The organism is Nonomuraea aurantiaca (assembly GCF_020215705.1).
GTDB lineage: Bacteria > Actinomycetota > Actinomycetes > Streptosporangiales > Streptosporangiaceae > Nonomuraea > Nonomuraea aurantiaca.
On the sequence record NZ_JAIWNB010000001.1, the window covers coordinates 982,009 to 1,007,650 of the forward strand.

The 25,642-nt window shown below is 71.4% G+C and carries 18 protein-coding genes and 1 pseudogene; 7 read left to right on the plus strand and 12 right to left on the minus strand.

The features are described from left to right. The first annotated feature begins 172 nt into the window (after positions 1 to 172). Positions 173 to 1,276 (plus strand): LacI family DNA-binding transcriptional regulator, encoded by a 1,104-nt coding sequence (locus tag LDL49_RS04510; protein ID WP_225289596.1) that lies wholly within the window; start codon positions 173 to 175, stop codon positions 1,274 to 1,276. Positions 1,277 to 1,319: 43 nt separating this feature from the next. Here LDL49_RS04510 and LDL49_RS04515 read toward each other — a convergent pair whose 3' ends face one another. From LDL49_RS04515 to LDL49_RS04530, 4 genes are all read right to left on the minus strand, one after another. Next, positions 1,320 to 1,763 (minus strand): VOC family protein, encoded by a 444-nt coding sequence (locus LDL49_RS04515; RefSeq protein WP_225289597.1) that lies wholly within the window; start codon positions 1,761 to 1,763, stop codon positions 1,320 to 1,322. A 184-nt stretch (positions 1,764 to 1,947) separates the two neighbouring features. Beyond that, positions 1,948 to 3,381 (minus strand): vanadium-dependent haloperoxidase, encoded by a 1,434-nt coding sequence (locus LDL49_RS04520; protein ID WP_225289598.1) that lies wholly within the window; start codon positions 3,379 to 3,381, stop codon positions 1,948 to 1,950. Between the two features lie 133 nt (positions 3,382 to 3,514). Beyond that, on the minus strand, positions 3,515 to 4,147 hold the full coding sequence (locus LDL49_RS04525; RefSeq protein ID WP_225289599.1) for an HAD family hydrolase: 633 nt from the start codon (positions 4,145 to 4,147) through the stop codon (positions 3,515 to 3,517). 68 nt (positions 4,148 to 4,215) lie between these two features. Continuing rightward, positions 4,216 to 5,217, minus strand: a complete 1,002-nt coding sequence (locus tag LDL49_RS04530; RefSeq protein ID WP_225289600.1) for an SIS domain-containing protein — start codon at positions 5,215 to 5,217, stop codon at positions 4,216 to 4,218. Positions 5,218 to 5,362: 145 nt separating this feature from the next. On the opposite strand from LDL49_RS04530, the gene LDL49_RS04535 reads away from it, so the two are divergent. Next, on the plus strand, positions 5,363 to 6,652 hold the full coding sequence (locus LDL49_RS04535) for an MFS transporter (RefSeq protein WP_225289601.1): 1,290 nt from the start codon (positions 5,363 to 5,365) through the stop codon (positions 6,650 to 6,652). 31 nt (positions 6,653 to 6,683) lie between these two features. Here LDL49_RS04535 and LDL49_RS04540 read toward each other — a convergent pair whose 3' ends face one another. The 4 genes from LDL49_RS04540 to LDL49_RS04555 form a co-directional block, all read right to left on the minus strand. Further along, the gene (locus LDL49_RS04540) at positions 6,684 to 7,562 is read right to left on the minus strand and encodes a hypothetical protein (protein ID WP_225289602.1); all 879 of its coding nucleotides are present in this window, start codon (positions 7,560 to 7,562) and stop codon (positions 6,684 to 6,686) included. 53 nt (positions 7,563 to 7,615) lie between these two features. Further along, entirely contained in the window at positions 7,616 to 8,461 is an 846-nt protein-coding gene (locus tag LDL49_RS04545) for a TauD/TfdA family dioxygenase (RefSeq protein ID WP_225289603.1), read from the minus strand. A gap of 110 nt (positions 8,462 to 8,571) precedes the next feature. Beyond that, on the minus strand, positions 8,572 to 9,012 hold the full coding sequence (locus LDL49_RS04550) for a GNAT family N-acetyltransferase (protein ID WP_225289604.1): 441 nt from the start codon (positions 9,010 to 9,012) through the stop codon (positions 8,572 to 8,574). A gap of 59 nt (positions 9,013 to 9,071) precedes the next feature. Next, positions 9,072 to 10,286 carry a LeuA family protein gene (locus LDL49_RS04555; RefSeq protein WP_225289605.1) on the minus strand — a complete coding sequence of 405 codons (1,215 nt, stop codon included), beginning with the start codon at positions 10,284 to 10,286 and terminating at the stop codon, positions 9,072 to 9,074. A 67-nt stretch (positions 10,287 to 10,353) separates the two neighbouring features. Here LDL49_RS04555 and LDL49_RS04560 point away from each other — a divergent pair, with 67 nt between their 5' ends. After that, the gene (locus tag LDL49_RS04560) at positions 10,354 to 11,745 is read left to right on the plus strand and encodes a citrate synthase (protein ID WP_225289606.1); all 1,392 of its coding nucleotides are present in this window, start codon (positions 10,354 to 10,356) and stop codon (positions 11,743 to 11,745) included. 103 nt (positions 11,746 to 11,848) lie between these two features. Here the strand turns inward: LDL49_RS04560 and LDL49_RS04565 are convergent, their stop codons facing one another. The 3 genes from LDL49_RS04565 to LDL49_RS04575 form a co-directional block, all read right to left on the minus strand. Beyond that, positions 11,849 to 15,274, minus strand: coding sequence for a chromosome partitioning protein ParA (locus tag LDL49_RS04565; RefSeq protein WP_372470334.1), 3,426 nt, complete (start codon positions 15,272 to 15,274; stop codon positions 11,849 to 11,851). 219 nt (positions 15,275 to 15,493) lie between these two features. Beyond that, the gene (locus tag LDL49_RS04570; protein WP_225289608.1) at positions 15,494 to 16,975 is read right to left on the minus strand and encodes a hypothetical protein; all 1,482 of its coding nucleotides are present in this window, start codon (positions 16,973 to 16,975) and stop codon (positions 15,494 to 15,496) included. A 125-nt stretch (positions 16,976 to 17,100) separates the two neighbouring features. Next, entirely contained in the window at positions 17,101 to 18,300 is a 1,200-nt protein-coding gene (locus LDL49_RS04575) for a hypothetical protein (RefSeq protein WP_225289609.1), read from the minus strand. Positions 18,301 to 18,462: 162 nt separating this feature from the next. Here LDL49_RS04575 and LDL49_RS04580 point away from each other — a divergent pair, with 162 nt between their 5' ends. From LDL49_RS04580 to LDL49_RS04595, 4 genes are read left to right on the plus strand one after another with little or no spacing between them, the layout of a single operon-like run. After that, the gene (locus LDL49_RS04580; RefSeq protein ID WP_225289610.1) at positions 18,463 to 20,622 is read left to right on the plus strand and encodes a fibronectin type III domain-containing protein; all 2,160 of its coding nucleotides are present in this window, start codon (positions 18,463 to 18,465) and stop codon (positions 20,620 to 20,622) included. Positions 20,623 to 20,637: 15 nt separating this feature from the next. After that, a complete protein-coding gene (locus LDL49_RS04585; protein ID WP_225289611.1) occupies positions 20,638 to 21,615 on the plus strand; it encodes an AAA family ATPase in 978 nt (325 codons plus the stop codon). Between the two features lies 1 nt (position 21,616). After that, entirely contained in the window at positions 21,617 to 22,693 is a 1,077-nt protein-coding gene (locus LDL49_RS04590) for a DUF58 domain-containing protein (protein WP_225289612.1), read from the plus strand. Further along, positions 22,690 to 24,795, plus strand: coding sequence for a transglutaminase TgpA family protein (locus tag LDL49_RS04595; protein ID WP_225289613.1), 2,106 nt, complete (start codon positions 22,690 to 22,692; stop codon positions 24,793 to 24,795). Before LDL49_RS04590 ends, LDL49_RS04595 begins: the two co-directional genes overlap by 4 nt. 26 nt (positions 24,796 to 24,821) lie before the next feature. Here LDL49_RS04595 and LDL49_RS04600 read toward each other — a convergent pair. Next, positions 24,822 to 25,628: pseudogene (locus LDL49_RS04600) on the minus strand (RNA polymerase sigma factor); the annotation flags it as partial. Positions 25,629 to 25,642: the final 14 nt, after the last annotated feature.

The window sequence follows — 25,642 nt, forward strand, 5'->3', positions numbered from 1 at the left end:
CGTGGCTCCACACGGTCTCCTGTGACTGGGAAGGTTCTCACTCGCTTGAGTGAGAACGTTCTCAATCGCTGAGACGCATGTCAATAGCCCTCGCGAAATCCGCTACGGTGATCGCCTCTCGTCAGTGGGAGCATGATGGTGTGGACACGATCTAGCAGCACCGGGGGTGCGGATGAGCGGCAGCGCTCGGCGGAGCATGCCGTCGATCGAGGTCGTCGCCAAGGAGGCAGGGGTCTCCACCGCGACGGCCGGGCGGGCACTCGGCGGTTACGGCTCGGTGAGCGGCAAGAGCCGCGAGGCGGTGCTGGCCGCGGCCGAACGCCTCGGCTACCGGGCCAACAGCCTGGCCCGCAGCATGATCACCGGGCTGACCCACACGCTGGGCGTGCTCGTACCCGACATCGAGAACCCGTTCTTCTCCCGCGCCCTGCGCGGCATCGCGGACGTGGCGCACGAGCGCGGCTGGGAGGTGCTGCTGGTCAACACCGACGAGGACCTCTCGCTTGAACGCAAGGCGCTCGGCGTGCTCACCGAGCGGCGCGTAGACGGCCTGGTCGTCGCGCCCACCGACACCGCCGACCGCGACGCCTTGCAGGACGTCGTCGACGCCGGGATCCCGGTCGTCCTGCTCGACCGGCGGGTCCCGGGGCTCGAGGCCGACACGGTCGGCATCGACAACCGCGCCGCCGCCAAGGACGCCACCGAACGTCTGCTCGCGCTGGGCCACCGCAGCATCGCCTTACTGACCGGCGGCGATGAGAAGCTGCGGCCCCGGCTCGCCCGCACGGGACTGCGCGGCGTCGAACGCCTGGGCGCCACCACGGTCGGCGCCCGCGCGGCCGGATACCGTGACGCCCTGCTCGAACAGGGCATCGAGCCGCGGCCCGAGCTGGTCAGCGCCGAGGGCTTCCGCAGGGAGGACGCCGCCGCGGCCACGACCCGCCTGCTCGGGCTGCCCGACCCGCCGACCGCGATACTCGCCCTCGACAGCCTGCTCGCGCTCGGGGTGCTCCAGGCGCTGCGGCGGCTGGGGCTGCGCTGTCCCGCCGACGTGTCGCTGGTGGGCTTCGACGACGCCGACTGGGCGGAGGCGATCTCCCCGCCGCTCAGCGTGGTGGCCCAGCCGGTGTACGAGCTGGGGGCGGAGGCGGGCCGCCTGCTCCTTGACCGCGTCCACGGCACCGACCGCCGCCCCGTACACCGCCGCCTGCCCACCCGCTTCGTCGAGCGCGAGTCGGCCAGATCTGTGCGGACTCCCACCGGGACGTCCCTGTAGCCGAAGCTCGCCGGGCCGTCGCACCCGGGCGAGTCGGAGATCGTCAAAAGAGGCTGCGGCTGGAGACGAAAATGCAGAACGGATGTCCGGCCAGGTCCGCGTACACACGCAGGGGCTCTTCAGCGTCGTCTATGCGGTCCAGCAGCAGCCGGCCGCCGAGGCGCAAGACGCGTTCGTGCTGTGCCCGCAGCTCCTCGACCGACGTCACGGTCAGGTCCAAGTGCGATTGCTGGGGGACCTGACCCTGCGGCCACGTCGCCTCCGGCAGCTTGTCGACCTGCTGGAAGGCCAGTTGTGGAGCGCCGCCCGCAGTGCGCAACACCAGCCAGTCGCGGCCCCGCTCGTCAACTTCGCCCGCTTCGGGCGGCTCATCACCGGGTCGGTAGACCAGGCCCAGCAGGGACCGGTAGAACTCCGCCAGAGCTCTGGCGTCAGTGCAGTCGAGCACCACCTGACACAGCTTGGGCCTGCTGTCCTGATCGGCCACCCGAACGCCTCCCCGATGAACATTTCCGTATACGCGGACATGCCCTCTTCACCCAGCGCCTGGGGCTAAACGCGAGAAGACCGTTCGGGCGGGAGCGCGATGTCCCAGGGGCCGGGCCGCTGGAATCACCCAGTTGCCCGGCCGGGGTTCATCTATCTGCCGTAGTCCAACGTGTGGTGCTCTCTCAGCCGCGTCCCGACCAGTAGGCCGCCGCGCGCTGCCACGCCGCGCCGCCCACCGCCCGGCCGAGGGCGCGGCCCTGCAGGTCGCCGGCCCGGAAGTGGATGCCGCCGTATCTCCGCGACATCCCGGCCTCGTCGGCGGCGGCGCTGAAGGTACGCCAGCTCAGCGTCAGGTCGTTGGCGGGGCTCACCCCCGGCTCCACCTGCGAGGAGCCCTTGGCGATCAGGGCCGAGCCGCCGAACGCGTCGCCGCCGGTGAAGCGCCGCAGCACCTCGGCCGCCGCCGCGCTGAACGTGCTGTGGCCGGAGACGTACTCGGCGAACGGCGGCGTCGGGAACGTCGGCACCTGATAGGGCACCCACGTCGCGCCGTCGATCACCCGGCCGCCCCAGGTCGCGATCTGCTGCCCCTGGTACAGGAAGCGGACCGCGGTGATCGGGCGTACGGAGTCGAAGACGCGCTTGACCTCCCACGAGGCGATCCCGGCGTCCTGCACCGAGTTGGCCAGCGCGAAGAACATCTTCACGTCCTGGTCCAGGCCATGATGGTCACGCGCCGACACCTGCTGGGCGAACAGGCACCAGTGGCCGGGCGGCGTCTCACTGCTGGGGCCGTCGGCCCAGTACTCCGCGATCGCCTTCTGGCGGTCGGTCAGCGCGGCGGTGCCCGACACGATCTCGGCGGCCTGGGCACGGTAGGCGGCCGAGCCGTACGTCGCGGGTGCGGGCACCTGGTCGGCCAGGTCGCGCGCGTGACCGCTGAAGGAGGCGACCCCGCCCCAGTGCGGCGCGAGGAACGGCGGCGTGACCACCACGCCCGCCTTGTTGCGGAAGGTCAGCGGCTGCCAGCGGCTCGGGTCGTTGACCGTGGTCAGCGGATCGGCGACCACCATCGGAGCGTTGACCGGCGCGTAGCCGGTGGTGTCGGCGTAGCCGCCGAGCTGGTTGGAGCCGTCGGCGTGCCGGTATTCGAGCACGGCCGTGCAGGCGGCCAGGCCGGTCTGGGCCGGCTGGCTGGACTGGTCGGCCGGGTCGTAGCCCAGCTCGGTCATCAACGCGTCGAACACCGCCCGCTGCGCCGGATAGAGATCCACGGCCGCCTGGTGGGCCGCGTAGCTGATCGCCTGGGCCCGGTTCGCGTCCGTGCGTTCGGCCGCGGGCCGGCGCAGCGTGCCACCCAGCCGGGTGCCGACGGCGACCGGATCGTAGGCGGCCCACGCGTCATAGGCACAGGTGTGCACGGTGGCCAGCGCCCTGGCCACCATCGGCGGCCCCAGCGCGCCGCCGCGCACCGCCGCCAGCATCGCGGTGTTCCACCTGACCACCACGTTGGGCTGCGCCGCCGCCGCCGGGTGGGCGGGTGTGATCGGTAAGACGAGCGCGGTGGCGGTCACCAAGGTGAGCACTGCCGCGCGTAAGGACGTCAGAACGGGCATGGCGAAGTCTCCTCGCGTCGTGGGCCCCCGTGCGCCCGGTGCGGAGAGGCTAGACTTCCATGCTCGAACTCATTTTCGATCTATCCGGCGGGTAAGAGCTGCCTTCCCCACGCGTCCTCATGCTCGAACGGACTTACGCGCTGAAGACTCGCCCGATCAGGGACGGCAGGAGGGCCGGGTCGGCGACGTGGGTGGCGGGGGAGAGGCGGGCGGGTGGGACCAGGCCGTTGACCAGCGCCAGGCAGCGCATGCCCGCCGCCTCCGCCGCCATCACCCCGTACGCGCTGTCCTCCACCACCACGCACCGCTCCGCCGGCACCCCGAGCGCACTCGCCGCGAACAGGAACAGATCGGGTGCGGGCTTCCCCCGCGCGACGTCCTCGGCGCTGAAGACGTTCCCGGCGAACCGCTCCGCCAGTCCCGTGAGCTCCAGGCTGCGGCGGATCTTCGCGTGGCTCCCGTTGGACGCCACGCACACCGGCACGCTCAGCCCATCCAGCGCCGCCACGATCCCCGGCACGGGAACGAGCTCCGCCGTCAGCGCCGCCTCGTGCGCCGCCGCCAGCCGCTCGCGCCACCCCGCAGGAACCTCGCCGACGGCCCGGTCCCACTCCTCGTCGCTGCAGCCCACGAACCGGGCGGCGTACTCCTCCTCGTCGATCGACCACCCCAGCTCGCGCAGCGCCGCCGTGCCGACGCGTACCGAGATGCGCTCGCTGTCCACCAGCACCCCGTCACAGTCGAAGATGACGAGTTCGACCGGCAAACCAAGCTCCTTTCCCCGCCGTGCCGCCGGGCGGCGGTGCGCCGCCCGGCGCCGCGATCAGTGGTAGATCAGTAGTCCACCTGGAACATGTAGTTACGCTTGTCGAGGTCGTGTCCGCGTACGGCCTCGTAGTGGCGGGCCAGCCGGTCCATGAGCACGGCGATCGCCAGCGGGGACACCTCGCCGCGCAGCGCCTTCGGGATGCCGGGCAGCGTGAGGTCCGCCGTGTCGATGTGGAAGGTCTTCTTGGCCGCGTACGTGTCGAGGAAGCGCTTGGCCCGTTCGGCCATGGCCCGCGACGGGTCCTCGCCCAGCAGGTTGATCACCGCCACGTCGTCGTTGACCACCTCGAACGCGCCCTGGAAGAACTCGCCCGAGTTGAAGCCCGCCGCGTGCTTCCACTGCATCTCCTGCAGGAAGCACATGGCCAGCCCGTACGCCCAGGCGTAGCTGGGGCCGGAGCCGAGCACGTACGTGATCGGCTCGTCCTTCAGCGTCTCGGCGATGACCCGCGCCCGCTCCTCACCCTCGTGCGCGGCGGACACCAGGGCGTCCGGGAGCGCGTCGAGGGCCTGGTCGAGCAGCGCCCAGTCGCGCTCCACGCCGGACCTGCGCAGCAGGGCATAGGCCGCCAGCTGCATGAACAGATCACTCTTGCCGGTGAAGGCCACGTCGGCCGCCTCGGCCAGCGGGCCGCCCTCCTGGGTCACCACGACCACGGTCGCGCCGGTGCTCCTGGCGTACTGCGCGGCGGCGACGGTCTCCTTGGTCTTGCCGGTGTACGAGGCCAGGAAGACCAGCGAGCCCTCGCCCATGCGCCGGGGGCGCGCGGTGTTGAGCTCGTCGCTCTGCAGCTTGTAGACGGGCCAGGTGCCTTCGCGTTCGAGCAGGTAGTGGGCCGGGTAGGCGGCGATGAGCGAGCCGCCGGCGCCCACGAAGAACACATTGCGCAGACCCTTGTCGATGGCGTCCGAGACGAGCTGCGCCAGCTGGGGGCGCTGGTCGAGCGTCGCGCGGATCTTGTCGGCCAGGTCGGACTCGATCGGTTTGAGCGGCAGCAGGTCGGTCACAGGAGACTCCTTTTGAGAACGTTCTCAGTTTGACGTTGATAACGTTCTCACTCGGAACGAGAATGAGTCAAGAGGTCGCACGGCAGCCCAGCTGATAGCGTCTTCGTATCACCTGGCAAGACGCGAATTCGCATAGTGAGACGTAATGCCGCTTTCCCCCACAACCAGGACGACGCCCAGCCGATCGAGGGTCGCGGCCGCCAGCCTCGTCGGCACGGCCATCGAGTTCTACGATTTCTACATCTACGGCACCGCCGCCGCGCTGGTGCTCAACACCGCGTTCTTCCCCGGGATGGACCCGGTGGCGGGCCGCCTGGCCGCGTTCTCGACGTTCGCGGTGGCGTTCATCTCCCGGCCGCTCGGCTCGGCGGTGTTCGGCCACTGGGGCGACCGGATCGGGCGCAAGTCGATGCTCGTCGCCTCGCTCCTGGTCATGGGCCTGTCCACGGTCGCGATCGGCCTGCTGCCCGGCTACGCGGCCATCGGCGTCGCCGCCCCGGTGCTGCTCGTGCTGCTCCGTTTCACGCAGGGCATCGGACTCGGCGGCGAGTGGGGCGGCGCCGCGCTGCTCGCGACCGAGCACGCGCCGCCGGGCAAGCGCGGGCTGTACGCGATGTTCCCGCAGCTCGGGCCGTCGGTCGGGTTCATCGTGGCCAACGGGCTGTTCCTGCTGCTGGGGGAGGTGCTCGGCGACGAGCGGTTCGGCAGCTGGGGCTGGCGCCTGCCGTTCGTGGCGAGCCTGCTGCTCGTCCTCACCGGCCTGTACGTACGGCTGAAGATCGCCGAAACCCCGGTCTTCCAGGCCGCCATGGACCAGCACCGCATCGCCGAGGTGCCGTTCGCCGGCCTGATGCGGCAGCAGTGGCGCCGCGTGCTGCTCGGCGCGGGCGCCATGACGATCGCGTACACGCTCTTCTACACCGCGACCACCTACTGCCTGGCGTACGGCACGCAGGCGCTGAAGATCCCGAAGACCACCATGCTCGCGCTGACCATGATCGGTGTCGTGTTCATGGCGGCGGGGACGGTGGCGTCGGCGATGGTGTCCGACCGCTTCGGCCGCCGCCGCACGCTGCTCACCGGGACCGCCGTGGCGGTGGCGTGGGGGCTGGTGATGTTCCCGCTGATGGAGACCCGGTCGGTGGTGCTCGTGGGGCTCGCGCTGGCCGGCGCGCTCGGCCTGATGGGGCTGGTGTTCGGGCCGATGGGGGCCTTCCTGCCGGAACTGTTCAGGACCGAATACCGCTACAGTGGCGCGTCGATCGCCTACAGCCTCGGCGGGGTGCTGGGCGGCGCGGTGCCGCCGCTGGTGGCGACCGGCCTGCAGGCGAGCGGTGCCGGCGTGCTGGGCGTCGGGGGGTACGTGTCGGCGATGGCCGTACTGAGCCTGCTCTGCCTGCTCGGCCTGCCCGAAACGGGGGAGCAGACCCTCTAGAGGGCCATTAGTGGGCCTTTCTGTTCGGCGATCAGAGCTGCCAGCGGCCGAACTCGGAGTCGAGGCGGTCGCCGATGCGTCCGGACTTGGGGTAGAAGTCGGCGTAGAAGTCCTTGCCGCACTCGAGGTCGTCGAGCGCTGCCTTGATCTCCTTGGCGAGGTACTGGTTCGCGGTCGCCGGTGACAGCCGTGGCTGGTAGACGGTGTTCTCGCCGGCGTCTTCGTCGACCAGGCCCTGCTTCTTGGCGATGGCGTTCATCTGCGCCGAGAACTCCCGGTAGCCGCGATCTGCCATGCTCGTCGGGCTGACGGAGTCCACGCGGTAGCCCTTGCCCTTGACGCAGTCACCCATGGTCGCGGCCAGCTCGAGCAGCTTGGGGTCGCCGTTCAGCTCACGTTCGAAGGCGGCCTTGTAGGCCTTCTCGTACTGCTCGTACTCGTCGTCCATACTCTTGACGACCTTGCCGGTCACATCCTTGAGGGCCTTGACGTTACAGCTGTCGAGGACCTTGTCGTAGCTGCGCAACTGCGCCTTCGACAGCGAGTCCCTGATCGAAGAGTTGGGGTCGTCGTCGCGGGTGTACGCGGCCTGTTTTCTGAAGGAGCCGGGGTCAGCGACTTGGTAGAAGACATTGAAGCCCTGCTTCGAGCGCACCCGCTTCATGGCCTCGTAGTCGCCATTGGCGGCCTTGTCGTTGTCCGTCTCCGGCTTGGGCTTCGGGACCCAGGCGACGTAACGGAAGCCCTTCTGCTTCATGCAGTCGGCGATGGCCGACTGAATCCGCTGCGGCTTGTCCGACTTGCCGCTTGCGGCCGTCGTCTTGGCAGGCTGCGCCTCAGGGCTGGAGGCACAGCCGGCGAGCGTGACAGCGCACAGCACGGTCACGGCAAGAGTTGATCTAGTGAACATGCGGGAGACCATACTCCGTTAAACGAAATATGGTCAACCTGTCTTCAGGGTGCTCAGTCCAGCCAGATCCGGGCCAGGCGGCGACGGGCGCGCGGGTCTTCGGTGAACGCCGTACGGCCGTGCAGCACCACGTCATTGTTGACGAGCAGGAGATCGCACGGGCGCAGCGGGAAGCGCAGGACCATGTCCCCGTCGGCGAGGATCTCGTCGAAAGCATCCAGGGCGGCCACGGCGCAGGAGGTCAGCGGCTTCCCAGCGGCTTCCTGGGCGCGTTCGATCCAGTGGCGGTTGTACTGGACGCGGAGCCGCCCCGCGCGCCACTCGAAGACGGGGTAGACGCGGTCGAAGTCCGAGACCGTGCCCGCGCCGAAATGGAAGTCCTCATAGAGCTCGGCCAGCAGGTCGGGCCGCTCTTTCAGCAGCCGGTCGTGTACGGCGTGGCCGCTCACCAGCAGGGACTCCCCGCCGTGGACGGCCGCGCGGAGGCACAGCAGGCCCAGCAGGTGCGGCGGCCCGGGCGGCCCGCCCCGGTCGGTGTGGAAGGCCAGGCCCTGGTCGTCCATGCCTCTGCGCGAGTTCTCGCCGGTGGTCACCAGCCCGGCCTTCTGGGCGCGCGGGGTGCCGAGGAGCGAGCCGAACGTGTAGCACAGAAGATCGATCTGCTCCTCGGGCCAGTCCATGATCGGCCATCCCCGGATCACCACCAGGCCGGGACCCGCTTCGAGCGCGGCCTTGGCTCTCTCGGCCAGGAGCGTCAGTGCCGGGATGTGGAACTCGGGCTGGGGCCCGGTGGCCATCGCGGTGAGCGGTTGGTCGATGGGGAGCAGCCAGTCCTGTTCGCGCAGGGTGGAGGGGGTCCATGCCGTGGGGCCGCCTACCGGTGTCGGGTTGGTCCGCATCGTGGTCTCTCCCGGTGATCGTGCCGCCTGCCTTTACGGCCTACCCGCCCGGGGCGCGGGTCCACGCGTCGGCGATTGGGGGAGGACCGGCCGACCATGCGTAGCCGTGATCAGGCCGAACCCAGCTTCTTCTGATAGCAGCGGGTCAGCGGCTGGTGCACGTACGTCCCGTACGACTCGCCAAGCACATACCCGCTGCTCTCGTACAAAGCTATGGCCTCAGGCTGCCTGACCCCGGTCGCCAAACGCACCGTCTCGTAGCCCATGCCCCGGGCCAGATCCTCCAAGGCCGCCAAGAGCCGCCTGGCGATCCCCTGCCCACGGAAGGCGGGATCCACGTACATCCGCTTGAGCTCCCCCATGTCCGGACCCGCCGGCTGGATGGCGCCACACCCGGCGGCATGCTCGCCGGCGTAGGCGACGAGGTAGCGGGCCTGCGCCTTGACGACGGAACGCCCCTCGGGTCCGTAGCGCTTCACCAGCTCGTCGAAGGCCGCGGCGAGCAGGGCGGTCAGGTCGGCGTCGGCAACGGTCCGCTCCTCGATCTGCATGCGCTCATGCTATGAGCCGCCACATCTGCCGGATCCGGACGAGGATCGTTGGCCGGCCCTCACCCGTACTCCGGGAACAGCAGTGCCAGCTCCCGCGGATACTCGGCGATCAGCCGCAGCTCGTCGTCCGTGAGCGGTCGGCCGGTCATCGCGTTGCAGAGCTGCACCAGCCGGAACGCCAGGTCCTCCTCCCGGACGTCCACGCCGAGCCCGTCCATGACGTGCCGGAATCCGGCCTTCCCGCCGTACTCGCCGGTCAGCACGACCCGCCCGCTGCGCGCGTGCCAGTCCTCGGGGAACGGCCCGAGCGTCGCCTCGTCGTACAGCTCATAGTTGCCGTGATCCTTCAGCGCCCCGTCGGCGTGGATGCCCGACTCGTGCGCGAACGCGTTGCGTCCCACCCCCACCTGGTTGTACGGCAGCGGCTGCCCGAACGCGTAACTCGCCCACAGCCCGAACCGGCGCGCCCACGACAGGTCGATGGCGTCACCGATCTCCGCCTCAAGCCCGAAGCCGTGCTCGAAGGCGAGGATCGTGGACAGCAGGTCGGCGTTGCCGGAACGCTCGCCGATGCCGTTCACGCAGGTGTTGATCCACGCGTCCTGCCCGGCCTCCAGGTCGCCGAGCGCGCCCGAGATGGAGTTGGCCACGGCCAGGCCGAGGTCGTTGTGGCAGTGCGTCTCGACGGGCATCCCGACGGCCGAGGCCAGCTTGGCGAAGCGTTCGCGGATCCGGTCGGGGGTGTCGCCGCCGATCGTGTCGCAGTAGCGGACCCGGTCGGCGCCCGCCTCCTTGGCCGCCAGCGCGAACTCCAGCAAGAATCCGTCATCCGTCCGCGACCCGTCCTCAGCATTGACGCCCACGGTCAGCGCGCCCGCCGCCTTGGCCGCCCGCACGGCCGCCGTCATCTCCCGCATGATCGCGCCGCGGTCGAGGCGGCCGCGGAACTTGTTCTGGATCATGTAGTCCGATGTGGAGATGGACAGGTTGTAGTGCTTCAGGCCGAGCGGCGCCGCCTTCTCCACGTCCTGCGGCACGCCGCGGCACCAGCCCGACAGCCGCAGCTCGCCGAACGCACCTGCCTCGGCCAGCGCCGTCTGCGCCCGTACGTAGGGCACCTCATGGAACAGGAAGGGGAAACCGATCTCGGACTGAGCCACGCCGAGCTTGGCCAGATAGAAGTTGACCATGGTCTTGCCGAACTTCGACAGGCCGGTGCGCGCGGTCTGCACGCCGTCTCGGTTGGTCACGTCAAGGAAGTGAACTTTAGGCATGTCCACACGTTGACACGCCTGCTCAATGTGTATCAATATTGATTTTCATCAATATGGGAGGCTTGGCGTGGAGTGGATCGACGCGGCGACGGCGGCCGAGCGGCTCGGCGTGAAGCCCGCCACCCTCTACGCGTACGTGAGCCGGGGCGTGCTCAAGCGACGTCACAGTGAGGACCGGCGCAGCCTGTTCGACGCGGCGGAGATCGAACAGCTGGCCCGTCGCGGGCGGCCGCGCAGCCAGCCACCGGAGTTGGTCATCGAGTCCGGCATCACCGCGCTCGGCCTCGACCGCCCGTACTACCGCGGCCGCGACGCCCTCGTCCTGGCCCGAACCGCCGACTTCGAAATGGTGGCCGAGTGGTTGTGGACAGGCGACCCCGACACCTTCGCCTCGGACCGTGCGGCGCGGGGGCGTGGTTCAGAGGCGTCCGCCAGCGGGGCGCGGGGTCGGGTGCGTGCTCCGGAGACATCCGACAGTGGGGTGCGCGATTCCGAGACGTCGGGCGGCGCAGCGGGGGGTCGGGTGCGCGATTCCGAGACGTCAGACGACACGGCGGGGGATTGGGCGCGTGATTCCGAGACGTCGGGCGGCGCGCTGCGGGGTTGGGCGAGCGATCCGGAGATGGCGCAGGCCGCGATCGTGGCTCAGCGCGGCCTCCCCGACGGTCTGCCGCTCCTGGACCGCCTCCAGGTGATCACCACGGTCCTCGGCGCCGCCGACTCCCTCCGCTACCAGCTCGATCCCGCCTCCGTCGCCGCCACCGGCCGTCGCCTCATCTCCGGGCTGGTCGACGCCCTGCCGGCCCTCCACAACCCCGGCGGCGAGTCGATCGCAGAGCGGCTCTGGTCCCGTCTGTGCCCGCGGCCCGCGACCCCCGCCCTCCTGGCCGCGCTGCGGGCCGCGCTCGTACTGCTCGCCGACCACGAGCTGGCCCCCTCCACGCTGGCCGCCCGGGTCGCCGCCTCCGCTCGCGCGGACCCGTACGCCGTGGTGCTGACCGGCCTCGGCGTGCTCGGCGGCCCTCTGCACGGCGGCGCGTCCCACGCGGCCGAACGACTGCTGGCCGAGGTGCGCGAACCCGGCCAGGCCCCGCGCGCGATCGCCGAACGGGTACGCCGGGGCGAGCGCATCCCCGGCTTCGGCCACAGCGTCTACAAGAACGGCGATGCCCGCGGCGGCCTCCTGCTCGATCTGGTGAAGGAGGCCGCGCCGGACCACGAACGCATCGCCGTGGTCCAGGCCGTACTGGCTGAAGTCCGCCGGCGACGCCTGCCCGAACAGAACGTCGACTACGCACTCGCCACCCTCGTCGGAGTCGCCGGAATGCTGCCCGGGTCCGGCGAGGCGATCTTCGCGGTGGCCAGAACCGCCGGGTGGCTGGCCCACGCGATGGAGGAATACGCCAAGGGCTCCCTCCTCCGCCTCCGCGCCGCGTACGTCGGCCCGCTGATCAGGTGACAGCCCGCACCCATGGAGCGGACCCGCTGATCACGTGACAGCCACGGGGGAGTGCCCGCTCGTGATCAAGCCGGGTCCCGCACCCGTAGAGCGGACCCGCTGATCAGGTGACGGCCACTGGCGTGTGCCCGCTCCTGTCCACGTAGGCGGCCAATGCCCGCACGCGCTCCGCGTGCTCGTCGTGCCCGACGATCACCGGTGGCTCGTTGTACGGCATCGCGTCCGACGAGCGCCGGAGCTTGATGTATTGTCCGCAGGCGTCGATCGCGTACGGCTCCATGTCGTCCTGGAGCGCCCCGATCACCGTGATCCCGTACGTCTCGCCGATCCGCCGGAACAGCGCCACCGCCTCCCGCCGGTGCTCCTTGCCCAGGTTGCGGCCCAGCTCGTCGAGCACCAGGCACAGATGCCCGCCCCCGGACGACGCGATCGCCGCCGCGCACACCAGCTTGACCGCCTTCTCGTCCATGAGCGCGGTGTTGGCCCGCCGGTTGTACGGGACGAAGCCCTGGCCCTCGCCGCGCCGCCACTTGGGCGTGACCCGCCATTGCCAGCGCTGCTCCGGATCCGCGGGCGCCGGTGGCACCGGGAACTCCAGCGTCGCCCCGTAGCCTCCGTAGGACGTGTCGAGCTGCTCGAACTCCTCGGCGACCCGCGTGAGCCGGGACTTGATGGCCGCCGTCAGCGCCGCCCGGTGTACGGCCGTCGATCTGGCCGCCTCCTCCGCCCCCTTGTCGGCCGCGGCCAGGTCACGCTGCCTCGACACGACCTGCGCCTCGATCTGACGCCGCTGGTGCTTCTCGTATTCTTCCTGCCCGCGCAGGTAGGAGGCCAGCGAGCCGCACACCGCCGCGAACGTCGCCTGCTCCCGCGCCGTGCTCCCCCCACGCTCGGACAGCAGGAACCGCAGCTCCTCCGGGATCTCCGCGTCCTCCTCCGGGAACGTGTCGCGCAACGCCTGGTCGAAGTGGCGTTCGGCGACGCGCCACCATTCCTCGGCGGTGCGCGATCGTTCGCCCTCGGGCAGCGCCTTGAGCCACTCCCGCGCTCCCTCGGCGGTGCCGCCCCAGTCGGCGGCCAGCGCCTCGACCTTGAGCACCTCCCGTTCGCCGCTCACCCTCGTCTCGTCCTGGCGCGAGCGGGCCCGCTCGCTCTCGTGCCGCTGCCGCCGCCCCTCCAGGCGTTCGATCTCCATGTCCTTGGTGCGGGCCCGGAAGTCGAGTGCGGCCGCCTGCCGCTCGGCCTCCGCCACCGCGGGCGCCAGCTCCTCCAGCGCCGCCGTCAGCTCGCCCAGCCGCGCCCGCCGCTCGGCCAGCTTCGTCTCGAGCTCGGCGAGCCGTACTCCCGCTTGCGCCCCCTCCAGCCGCCGCTGTCCCTCCGCGACACCTTCCTCCCCATCGCGTACGGTCTGCGCCGCCGTCTCCTGGGCATCCTTGGCCCGGTTGAGCCGGTGCTCGGCGGCCTTGATCCGCGCCTCCCGACCGGTCGCCTCCCCGTCGAACGCCCCTACCACGCTCACCCCTGCGGCACTCACCAGGACAGAGCCGGGCAGCTCAACCAAGGCCGCGGCGGCCGCTTCGAGCTGGCCGGCGTCGACGATCACGGCATGCTCGTGCGGCCACCCCCGCAGCTCCTCCAGCCCGAGCCCGGCCCCACCAGGCACTCCACCGCCAGCGTTCGTAACCGCTCCACTGGTTGCCCCGCTGGCTGCGCCATCGGCCGCTTGACCGGTGGCCCTCGCGGCTGCTTTGGGGGATGGGCGACCGGCGGAACCGGTCTGGTCACCGCCGGCGTGGGCGTAGTCCCGGGCTTGTTCGGCCACATCCAGTGCGTCCAGGAGACCCGTTGCCACGACGCCCGCCGCGGCCAGTGCGTTGAGCTGGGCGGCGGCCGGGCCGCCCTCGGCGTCGTCCAGCGCGGCCTGGGCCGAGGCCACCTCACGGTCGGCCACGCCCAACGCCTTCAGGGCCTCGTTCAGCCGAAGCCGCGCCTCCCGCAGCTCCCGCTCGGCCGTGGGCACATCGCGGCCGTCCGAGAACCGGCGCGTCTCCTCCAGCGCCGGGATCAGGCCGCGCAACTCGTCGGCGGAGTTCTCCGCCACGGCCCGGTCGGCGTCGAGCTTGGCGGCCCGCGCCTGCATCGCGGCCAGCTCCTTGCGCGCCTCCGCCACCCGCCGATCGAGCGTGTCGTCCTTCAGGGTGGTGATCTCGGCCTTCACCATGGAGAGCGCCTCGGCCGCCGTCTCGCCTGCGGCCCGGTGCCGTTCGAGCTCGGCCACCAGCAGCTCGTCCTTTGCCGCCGCGTCGTCCAGCTTGCGGGCCTGGCGCCCCCGCCAGCACCGCAGCGCGTCGGCCAGCCGGATCCGGGCCTGATCGCGCCGGTCGAACGTGGTCAGCAACGCCCGCGACTCCGTCTCGAACTCGGCCAGCCGATCGGCCGCCTGCGCCGCCCGTACGCGCTTGGCATGCTCGTCCCGGCGGGCCTCCCGCTCCTGCTCGAGCTCGGCGTCGAGGCCGGTCAGGGCCGCGATGGCCTCGAACACGCGCTCCGGCGAGATCTCGTTGAGCGGCTGGGAGAGCAGGTTGGTGGCGACCTTGCTCCGGACCGAGGTCGACAGGAACGACACGCAGCGGATGCGGTCGCCGTAGAGCACCTTGGTCAGGTCGCGGGCCACCACGTCGCGACGCCCGGCGGACTTGGGCAGCGTCGCCCACATCTCGTCGGCACGCGCCACGCGCTCGGCTTCGGATGCGGCAGATGCCAGGTGGACGCCGTCGCGCCAGCGGATCTCCAGGTGGGGCGCCTCCTGGTTGACCTTGAGCCATACGGTGACGGCCCCGCCGGAAGTGTCGGGCACGGGGAACAACTCGCCGTCATCCGGCCCGGCCGGCTCCGCGCCCACGGTGATCTGCTGAGACCCGGCTCCGGTGCGGGTACGCGCCTCCGAGGTCTCCAGCGTCGCCGCCCCGCGAGACGCTGAGCGTACGGACACGGCAGCCGCTTCCCCGGCAGCCACAGCGTCCGAGGCAGCGGCACCGCGACCCGGTCTGGTGGCTTGTTCCGCGGCAGAGGCGCCATGCTCCGCTCTGGTGGCTTGGCCCGAGGCGGGGGTGCCGTGCCCCGGTTCGGTGGTCTGATCTGAGGTGAGGGCGTCGGGAACTGGTCCGGTGGCTCGGAGGGGCAGGTCGAAGGACGCGCCGGGCCGCCCGAACACGCCGACGATGTAGCCGTGGTCGGCGCTGGCCCACTGGCGGGCGCCCGCGCCACTGGCCAGCTCGGCGTTGAACAGCAGCTCCGACACCGCCTTCGCGCCCGAGGCGAAGCGCCACTGCTCGTCACCCAGCAGCGCCGTGATCGACGCGATGAACGACGACTTGCCCGCGCCGTTGGAGTCCTTGGGCCCGGCCCCCGCGACGACGATGAGCGTGCCGGGGACGGTCGGCACCGGATGGGTCGAGAGCCGTGAGATGTTGACCGCCTGCATGGCGATCAGCACCCGGTCCCCGACGACGTTCTCCACCTGCGACACCTGTGACCCCCGTAGTCCTTCCGTTTCACCGCGCCGCCCCGGCCGGGACTGACGCTGTCTGTTCGCCGCGCCGCCCTGGGCGGGGCTGTTGCCGTCTGTTCGTCGGGTCGGCCGGGCGAGGACTGACGCTTGGCGCCTGTTCACCGCGTTACTCCCACCGGGGCCGACGCTTGGTGCCTGCCAGGCTCGGGTGGTTATCCGGCCGACAGGTCCGGGTGGCTACCCTGCCGATCTCCGCGCGCGTACGGCTGTGGCCAGCGGGCTGTGCGGTCCGGCCGCCAGGATCAGCTCCTCCTGCAGTCGTCGCCGCGCCGCCGGGGTCAGCCGGTGGAACTGCGGTCCCGGCGCGTAGCCGCCGGCCTCCTCGCCCGCCTTGACCTGAGTCAGCAGCCCGGCGTGTCGCAGCACCCGCAGCGCCGCCTCCAGTTCGCCGATCGGCAGCTGGGTGTGGCGGCGCAGCTCGTCGACGGGAGTGGGGTGCGGCGACAGCCAGGTGTCGTCGGGCAGCAACCCCTCCGCCCGCGGGATCGCCACCGAATGCACCAGCACCAGCGTCAACACCGCCCGCTCACTCTCACCAAGCCCCGTCGCTGCCGGGGCCCCGGCCCCAGGCGTGGTCGGGGGCGCTGGGTCGGTGCGGTAGGCGTCGTCGTAGCCCGAGGTCCATCGCTCGCGGTGCTGGATCAACGTCCGGCCTCGTCGGGCGAGCATCTCGGCCAGCGTGTGGCGGAGCGCGGGATCGCGGAGCCCCCCGAACCGAGCCTCCAGCACCGGCTCGGCGCCATGCTCCACCGCCATGAACGCCGCCACCAACTCGGCGCGCCGCCGCTCGTCATAGCCGCTCAGCAACTCGTCGAACTCCGCCGCACCGCCCTCGACCCGTCCCGCCACCGCTGTTGCCGTCGTGGGATTCTGCGCCCGCACCCGCGCCTCGGACGGCTGCTGCGCGCTGGGCGGCTCTTGCGCCTCAGGTGATGGTGGCTGCACGACCAGCGGTCCTTGTGCGGCGGGCGTTGCTTGCACCTCGGGCGGTTGCTGTGCGGTGGGCGGTCCTTCCACGGCGGAGGGCTGCTGTACGACCAGGGGCCCCTGCGCGGCGGAAGGTTGTTCCGCGGTGGGCGGTTCCTGCAGCCCGTGGGGTACTTGCGTGGCGGCCGCCACGATGTCGGCGTCCGCGACCACTGTGAGGTCCCGTTGCTCCGGTGTGGGAATGCGCCGGACCAGTTCCTTCAGCTGGGCGTGCGACTCGACCGGCCACAGGGCGCAGCGGGGGCCCAGCGAGACCACGCCGTCGGACATGACGATCCACGCCGAGTCGTGCAGCCGGCGCAGCGCCCCGATGGCCCAGTTGCGCATCAGGTCGTCGGCCCGGCCGATCAGCGCACGGTAGGTGTCGAGGATCAGCTCGGCCGGCGCCGGAGTGCCCGGCCACGGGTCGACGGACAGGTCGCTCCAGCAGCACTTGAGCGTTGCCGCCAGCACCCGCCGGGTCTCGCCCGAGCGTTCGACCGGGACCGGGGACACCTGGTATTCGTCGAGCAGCGACGGGGTGGCCGCGTCGGGCCACACCGGCAGGGCCTGGCCGGTGGAGTCGGGGCGTGTGAGCCGTAGCATCCCGGCAGGCGCGGCGACACCGGCCCCCAGCCGCAGCGGCCCGCCCGACCGCGCCCGCACGTGAGCGACCGCATCTTCCCCCAGCACGCGCCGCGCACCGGCGCCTCCCGAAGTGCGACCCGCACCGGTGCTCCCTGAAGAGCCGCGCGCGCCGGCGGGCTCCGAGGAGGGAAGGTCCGGGTCAGCGGCCTCTGGAGAGAGTCGGGTGCCGGTCATGATGTGCGCTCCAGGTAGCCGTGGGACAGCCAGGCCGGTTCGCCTCCTGGCGAGATCGTGAGGTCGTCGGCCCAAACGAGCCGATAAGGCAGCTCAGGCCGCAGATCGACCGTCGTCAGGTCGGCCAGCAGCCGGCGGGCCGAGGGCCAGTCGGACCGGAGTACGTCGGCCAGTGCCACCCGCGACGACGCCCCCAGCAGCGACTCCGCCACCTCCGTCAGCCGCTCCATCGCCGCGTTGGGCGCGGAGTCGAGCGAGCCTTCGGGGCCCGCGTCGGCGAGGGTGGAGCGCGGGGGAGTGGGCTGGGCCGGAGCCGGGCGGGGCGCTTCGTCGACCGCGCGGGCGATCGCCGCCGGGTCGTGCCAGGGCGCCGGAGCGTCGAAGACGAAGCCGTCGAGCACCGCCGCGAGCCGCTCGCGCGAAGCGGTCTGCGAGAACGTGCGCCACGTCTCGGTGGGCAGCAGCGTCAGGTTGCGGGTCGTGCCCGCCGAGTCGGCCAGGCGCCCCGCCGCCCGCCGGGAGGCGTCGCTGTAGGCGTAGATGGCCGCCCGCAGATCGGTGCAGACCCGGTCGAGCGCGGGCCAGCGGGTCAGGATCGTGCCGTGCAGACCCTGCGCCCGGCGCGCGATCTCCTCGGTGCCCCACAGCTTGGGCGCCTGCTCGCGCAGCTCCTCGATCGTGCCCATGGTGAGCGTGATCAGCTCCAGCGCCCACAGCCGGAACGCCCTGGCCAGGTTGGCGGCGCTCTGCCTGGCCTCCTCCATCGTGGTGCGCGGGTCGGCGACGTTGAGGTCTTCGAGCGCGAGCAGCCGGTGCATCTCCGACTGGCCGCCGTCGTCCATCATCCGCCTGATGAACATCAGCCCGACCACGCTGGTGAACGACGCCCGATAACGCAGCTGGTTGGGCTTGGGGAACACCTCGCGGATCGCGCCCAGCCCCTTGAGCACGCGCAGCCGGTTGTCGAACTGGTCGCCGGGATAGGCGCGGCAGGCGAAGCGCATCTGCTCGTGCGTCAGCCACTCCTCGCCCGCCTCCGCGAACGCCGCGAACAGCGTCTCGGCGATGTCGACCAGGGCCGGGTCGTCGACCACCGCGCCGCTGTCGCGGGCCAGCGCCGCGAACATCCGGCGATAGGTCGACAGCACCGCCTCCTCCGAGAGGGCGGCGTCGAGGGTCAAGGGCTGTTCGGACACGGGCTCTAAGGTACGGCTTCGCACCGACAATCTCGGCCCGACCTGACCGGCTCACCTGCGAGTAGTGCCCAACCTGACGTGCTTACCTGCGAGTAGTCACGCCGCACGCTAGGGTGATCCACGGTAATACGGGGGCAAACGTTCAGTAATCGTACGTACGGGGTGAGTGACGCCTTGCGTATCCGCGTACTCCGCGGAGACCGTGCCACGGCCGTGATCGCCGGTGCGGTGGCCGTGATCCTGGTCGCCTTGGCGGCCGTCTTCGGCGTGGGCGTCTCCAGCGCCACGCCGAAACTGGCCGACGTCGGCGCCTGGTTATGGACCCAGGCCCGAGGCAAGATCGTGCACGTCAACGGCCTGTCCGGTGAGGTCGACGGCTATCTCGACAAGAAGTCGGCCAAGCGGCTGCGCGTCGTCCAGGACGGCTCGAACGTCCTGCTCGTCGACGACGGCAGCGGCTACGTCAGCCGGATCGAGCCCGGTCAGCTCAGCGTCGCGCAGATCCGTAACTTCGGCACGGCCGGCCTGCAACTCGTCGTCTCGGGCGCCGTCGGCTACGCGGTGGACCCGGAGGGCAAGGTCCAGCAGATCGACCCGGCCACGCTCAACTCGGTCGGCGCGCCGCTGTCGCTGCCGGGCCCGCTCGGCTCGGCCCGCATCGACGGCGGCGGGCGGCTCTGGGTGCCGGTGACGGCCAAGGGCGAGGTCGTGCCGGTGACCAAGGGCGTCGCCGCGAGCGCCGTCAAGGTCGGCGAGCCTGGTGAGGAACTGGCCGTCACGATCGCGGGCGGCCTGCCGGTGATCGTCAACACCCGCGCCGCGACCGCCACCATCGTCGGCGCGGACGGCGGCGTGGGCGAGATCACGCTGCCCAAGGAGGTCGCCCAGGCCGCCAAGGGCGGCGTGCTGGCGCCGGCCTCGACCGAGGGCTCGCTGGTGCCGCTGCTCACGCCCGGCGACTCCGGGCTCCTCGTGGTGGTCGACACGGAGTCGAACTCGGTGCTCAACACCAAGTTCGCGGTGAAGGATCCGGCCGCGCTCGGCGTGCCGCAGGTGCTCGGCTCGAAGGTGTACGTCCCGGACCGCAGTACGGGCGGCCTGATCGTGTGGGAAAGCGCGGCGGGCGGTCAGCCCACCAAGCTCCAGGTGGCCCAGGGCCCCGGCCCGGTCGACGTGTTCGTCAAGGACGGCCTGCTCTGGGCGAACGACGAGAACGGCGACAAGGCCGTCGTCGTCGACACCGAAGGCCGCAAGCACGACGTCGACAAGGACGACTCGGACGTACCGGGACCCACCAACACCCCCAAGCCCAAGCAGACGCCACGGTCCGAGCCGACGAACACCGACCCCAGGCCCGACCCGACCAGGACGGACGAACCGCGGCCGACGCGGACGGACGCCCCAGAGCCGTCGCGCAAGCCCACCAGGACCCCGACGTCGACCCCGACTCCCTCCTCCGCCACCCGCAGCCCCACTCCCACTCCCACCCCCACGCCCAGCGCGCCCACCAAACCGGGCGCCGTCAGCGCCAAGTCGGGGCCCGGCCACGTCAGCGTGAACTTCAGCCCGTCCACCGGCGGCAAGGTCGACCGCTACACGCTCAAGGTGTCCGGCGGCGACGGCAGGACCACGCCGCAGTCGGTGGACGCCGACGGGCCGTTCCAGTTCGAGTTCTCCGGGGGGAACTGCGGCGACGAGTACACCTTCACGGTCGTCGCCCACTGGTCGGGCGGCGAGGTGGAGTCGGAGCCCAGCGCCGGGGTCAAGCCCTGCGTGGCGCCGGGCAAACCGGCCAACTTCGCGGCCAAGCCCAAGAACCGCGGCGCCGAGCTGACCTGGGACGCCCCGGAGAACGGCGGCGAAGGCATCACGTATGTGCTCTCCGGCGCGGCGACCAATGACGGCCTCAAGGGCACGTCGTTCACCGCCGAAGGGCTCAAGAACAATCAGAAGCACGAGTTCAAGCTCAAGGCCAAGAACGACGCGGGGGAGAGCCAGGACGCCGCCACGGCGGACGTGGACCTGGCCTACCCGCGGCAGCAGTACCAGAACGCCAGCAACGACGACACCAACACGCTCATCCGGCCGGGCCCGTCCGCCAATGGCGAGGCCGGAAGGATCCCCCAGGGCCAGTACATCACGCTGACAGTGATCTGCCAGGTCAAGGGCTCGTCCTACACCGACAAGTCCACCGGCAAGTCCAGCGACATCTGGAACCGGATCGAGTCGTCGGCAGGCAACGGCTACCTCAACGACACGCTGGTGGCCACACCGGACGGGGGCGGCTTCCCGGAGGCTCCGCTCTTCGAATGCACCGACTGAGATAGGGGACCTCAGTTGTACAACGAGCAGACGCAGCAACCGCAGCAGCTTGCGGCACAGTTCGCCCAGCGCTTCCAGATGCTGGCCCAGAACATCGAGCGCATCATCCGCGGCAAGCACGAAGCCATCGAGCTGGCCCTGATCTGCCTGTTCTCCGAGGGACACCTGCTGATCGAGGACGTGCCCGGCACCGGCAAGACCACGCTCGCCAGGTCCATCGCCGCCAGCGTCGACGCCGAGTGGCGGCGCATCCAGTTCACGCCCGACCTGCTGCCCAGCGACATCACCGGCGTGTCGATCTTCAACCAGGCGCACCAGAAGTTCGAGTTCCACCAGGGGCCGGTGTTCGCCAACATCGTGCTCGCCGACGAGATCAACCGCGCCTCCCCGAAGACCCAGTCCGCGCTGCTGGAGGTCATGGAGGAGCGCCGGGTCACGGTCGACGCCGAACCGCACCCCGTACCCAGGCCGTTCCTGGTGGTCGCCACGCAGAACCCCGTCGACATGGACGGCACGTACCCGCTGCCGGAGGCCCAGCTCGACCGCTTCCTCATGCGGATCTCCGTCGGCTACCCCGACCATGTGTCGGAGGTCGAGGTGCTCAAGGGCATGCCCACCGGGCCGCAGGTCGAGCGGCTGCCCGTGGTGGCCCGCGCGTCGGACGTGGCCGGGATGATCGAGTTCGCGACCCGTATCCACGTCGCCGACCCCGTCTACGACTACATCGTCGCCCTCTGCGGCGCCACGCGCACCAACCCGCACCTGCGGCTCGGCGCCTCCCCCCGCGGCAGCCTCGCGCTGCTGCGGGCCGCCCGCGTCAAGGCCGCCGCCGCCGGACGCCACTACGTCGTGCCGGAGGACGTCAAGGCCCTGGCCGTCCCGGTCATCGCGCACCGGCTGATCCTCACCCCGGAGGCCGAACTACGCGAGGTCACCGCGGCGCACGTGCTCGGCGAGCTCCTCGCCGGGATGCCGGTGCCGCAGGCGGCCTAAGGTGCTGACACCGCTGGGCTGGGGGACGCTCGCCGGTTCCGTGATCCTCTACGCGACCGGGTTCGCGCTCGGCTACCCGGAGCCCGTCGTCCTGGCCACCGGCGGGGTGCTCGCGCTCGCCGCCGCGCTCGCCTGGACCGCCCCCAGGCCGAGGCTGGAGGTGCACCGCGAGGTCACTCCGCTCAAGGTGCCGCGCGGGGACGCGGCGGTCGCGGTCCTTCACGTGAGCAATCTCGGCCGCCGGGGCCTGTCAGGGCTGCGCGCGCAGGACCGGATCGGCACGGCCGAGCACACGGTGGACCTGCCCCGCCTGCCCAGAGGCGCCGCCAGGACGGTGTCGTACCCACTGCCCACCGGCGTGCGCGGCGAGATCCCCGTCGGCCCGCTCCTGCTCGTCCGCGCCGACCCGCTCGGCCTGACACGCAGGATCAGGAGGTACGGCCAGACGGCCACGCTCCTGGTCCGCCCCCGCACGGTCGCGCTGCCGGTGCCCCCGTCGGGGAAGGCCCACCACCTGGAGGGTCCCACCAGCGACAACGCCCCCAGCGGCACGGCCACCTTCCACACCCTGCGCGAGTACGTCGTCGGCGACGACCTGCGCCACGTCCACTGGAAGTCCAGCGCGCGCACCGGCACGCTCATGGTGCGCCAGCTCATCGACGCCAGCCTGCCCACCACGACGGTCGTCCTCGACACCCGCGACCTCACCGAACTGGCCGTGGACGCCGCCGCCTCGGCCGCCGTCGCCGCCGCCCGGTCGGGCTTCCCCGTGCGGGTGCTCACGGGCGACGGGCCGCTCGCCGAGACCAAGACCGACCCCGAGCTGCTGCTGGACCGCCTCGCCCTGGTCGGATCCGGTACGTCCGGCGTCGGCGAGGCGGTGCGGCTGGCTCGCGGCGGCTCGCTGGTCGTCATCACCGGAGACCCGGCCGAGGCTGCCCGAGCGGCGGGGGCGCGTCGGCGGTTCGACCGCATCATCTGCGTATATATCGGGACGGATCCGCTCAGTGCGCCCGGCGTGACGGTCGTCCCCATCGCGGACCTGGCCGCGCTGCCGCCGGCCTGGGGCAGGCGATGAGCCGCCGCCGGGCTGAACCGAACGGCGGCCCACCGGTCGACGAGACCGGGCGTGCGGGCGGGCCCGTGTGGCGGCGGCTGGGGGGATTGGCGCTGGTGGCGGCCGTCACCGGGGTCGGTGGGTGGGGGTTCCATCGCGTCTTCCCCGGCACCGAGCTGCTCCTGGCCGTCGTGCCCGCGGCGACCGTCCCCGCCCTGGTGGCCGCGCTCACCTGGCGGCGGCCCCTCTGGCTGGCGCTGGTGCTCGACCTGGTGCTGTGGTTCGCCGGGACCGTACCGCTGTACAAGGGGATCGCTCCCGGCCTGCTCGGCGACCTGGCCGACTCGTGGCGGGCGCTGCTCACCACGCTCCTGCCCGCCCAGCCGGAGCCGCGGCTGCTGGTCCTCGCGCACACTCTCGTCTGGGCCGCCGCCGTGGTCGGCGCCGAGACGCTGACCCGCACCAGGACCCGCGTGGCCGCCGCGGTGCCCGGACTCGTGGTGTATGGGGTGGCGCTGCTGTTCGGGGTGGACGGGGAGGGCTCGAACCTGCCCCTCGCCGCGGCCCTCGTGGTGCTCATCGCGGCCCTGGCCCTGCTGCGGGACGACCGGCCGGCGCTGTGGCTGCTCGCCGGCGTCCCGGCCGCCGCCGCGCTGGCCGCCGTCGCCCTGGTCGCCGGGCCGCTGCTGCCCATCGCCGCCGAGCCGTACAACCCGCGGGACGACGCCGAACTGCCGCCCCCGGTACGCGTCGACAGCGTCAGCCCGCTCGACCGCGTGTCCGCCTGGCTGCAGATCCCCGACCGGGACCTGTTCACCGTCAAGGCGGCCAAGCCTCTCAACTGGCGGCTGGCCGTACTCGACCGCTATGACGGCGTCCGCTGGACGTCCGGCGCCCGCTTCCAGCCGACGGGCGGGCGGGTGCCGGCGGGGGACTGGACGGGCAAGGCGCAGACCGTACGCCAGACGATCACGTTCAGCGGCCTGCCCGGCACCTGGCTGCCCGGCGCGGAACGTCCCGTCGAGGTCGACGGCGTGCGCGGCCTGGCCGTCGATCCCGGGAGCGGGGCGCTGCTGGCCGCGAGCCGGCCGGTCAAGGGGTTCACGTACGAGGTGACGTCGCGGGTGGCCGAGCCGTCGAAGGCCGACCTGCTCGCGGCCACGCCGGTCGACGATCCCGCGCTGACCGCGTTCCCGGCCGGGCCGCAGGAGGCGATGTTCCGCAAGCTCGCCCAGCAGGCCACCAAGGGCGCGGACGTGCCGATCAAGCAGGCGTACCGGCTGCAGAGCTACCTGCGCACCAGCGCCACCTACGACGTCACCGCGCCGCCGGGGCACTCGCTCAAGGGCCTGGAGTTCTTCCTGGAGACCACGCACAGGGGGACGTCGGAGCAGTTCGCGTCCACGTTCGCGCTCATGGCCAGGACGCTGGGGCTGCCGTCGAGGGTCGTGGTGGGGTTCCGGCCGGGGCAGGCATCCGACGGGATTTACCACGTTAAATCGGGCCATGTCATGGCGTGGGCGGAGATCAAGTTCGACAAGCTCGGCTGGCGGCCGTTCTACCCCACGCCCGGCCGTGGCGGCGCGAAGGACGACCACGACGTGGTGTCCTCCGCTCTCAAGGAGAGCGAGGAGCTGGAAGGCGAGTTCACCCAGGGCACGGTGAACAAGCCGAAGGCCGGTCAGAAGCCCACCGGGGGTGGCGGCCGCAAGCCCTCGGCCGGGCCGCCGCTGTGGGTGATCGTCCCGGCGGTGGGGGCGGGGGTCCTGGTGGTGTACGCGGGTGCGGCGATGGTGCTGCCGTGGTGGCGCAGGCGGGCCCGCAGGAGCGTGACGGGCGCGGAGCGGCGGGTGCTCGGCGCCTGGTCGCAGACCTGCGACGACCTCGGGCTGAAGGGGGAGCGGGCACTGACGGCCGAGGACGTGGTGGCCCGGCATCCCGCCGACATATCCGCCCACCTCCGACCACTCGCCGATATTTCAAACTTCGTCCGCTACGCCCCCGACGACGTCGCCCACGAGGCCGCCGACGCGGCCTGGCGCCACAGCGACGCCGTCCGCCAGGCCGTACGCGCCAGAACACCGCTCAAGACCCGCCTCCGCAAGCGACTGCTCCTCCGCTGACCCTCCGGAAACCCCAAAGCCAGAGGTTAAGGCTGTTGGAGTTTCTGCGTGACCATCAGGCGGATCACTCCCTTCTCCGGCTCGTCCGCCTGCCAGACGAACCAGTCCTCGCCCACCGGAGTGCTCTGCTTGGTGGGATACATCAGGTACGGGTCGCCCGGATAGCGCTCGGGAGGGGGTTCGGTGATCAGATAGGTGACCTTGAGGCCACGCTTTTCGATCTCCGGCCGGACCTCGCCCACGGTCTTGCCCTCCACCCGGTACCCGCCCAGCGACGTGTCCTCCGGGACGGGCATCTTCGGCACGACGTGCTGTTCGTCATCGGGAACCAGTTCGCAGGGCGCCACCGGGTCCCGCATGAGGATCGTGCTGGTGTCGCTCCCCCCGTAGACGGGATCGACCGCAAGGGTCCAGACGAAGGTCTGGCCGGGCTTGAACAGCTTGGTGTTGATCTGCATCTGCCAGCCCGAGCTGCCGTCGTCGCCGGGGATGTTCCTGGGCGCGTAATACAGACCGCGGGGAATGTCCGTGACGGGTTCGGCGCGCGGCCCCTTGCATTTCTGGCCCGCCGGGACGAAGTTCACGATGGCGGGCACGAGCGTGCGCCGTCCCGCCGCCCTGCCGCTCTTGTACAACTCGCTGGCCGCTCTGCGCAGCTCGGACGCCACCACGTTGCGCGCGATGCCGAACAACCACGCCACCTCGCTGCCCCGCTCGGCCTTGTACGTGCCCCCGGTGTCGATGGCGGCCAGGAAGATCTCGGTGGTGAGGTCGTCCACCGTGTGCGGATCGGTCACCCGCCGGGCCACGAAGCGGCTCACGCCTTCGGCGTGTTTTCGGTAGAAGA

Bases quoted from the DNA above. Each gene is read 5' to 3' on its own strand.
- LDL49_RS04510 (WP_225289596.1), top strand. From the start codon at position 173: ATGAGCGGCAGCGCTCGGCGGAGCATGCCGTCGATCGAGGTCGTCGCC.
- LDL49_RS04520 (WP_225289598.1), bottom strand. From the start codon at position 3,381: ATGCCCGTTCTGACGTCCTTACGCGCGGCAGTGCTCACCTTGGTGACC.
- LDL49_RS04535 (WP_225289601.1), top strand. From the start codon at position 5,363: ATGCCGCTTTCCCCCACAACCAGGACGACGCCCAGCCGATCGAGGGTC.
- LDL49_RS04540 (WP_225289602.1), bottom strand. From the start codon at position 7,562: ATGTTCACTAGATCAACTCTTGCCGTGACCGTGCTGTGCGCTGTCACG.
- LDL49_RS04545 (WP_225289603.1), bottom strand. From the start codon at position 8,461: ATGCGGACCAACCCGACACCGGTAGGCGGCCCCACGGCATGGACCCCC.
- LDL49_RS04550 (WP_225289604.1), bottom strand. From the start codon at position 9,012: ATGCAGATCGAGGAGCGGACCGTTGCCGACGCCGACCTGACCGCCCTG.
- LDL49_RS04555 (WP_225289605.1), bottom strand. From the start codon at position 10,286: ATGCCTAAAGTTCACTTCCTTGACGTGACCAACCGAGACGGCGTGCAG.
- LDL49_RS04595 (WP_225289613.1), top strand. From the start codon at position 22,690: ATGAGCCGCCGCCGGGCTGAACCGAACGGCGGCCCACCGGTCGACGAG.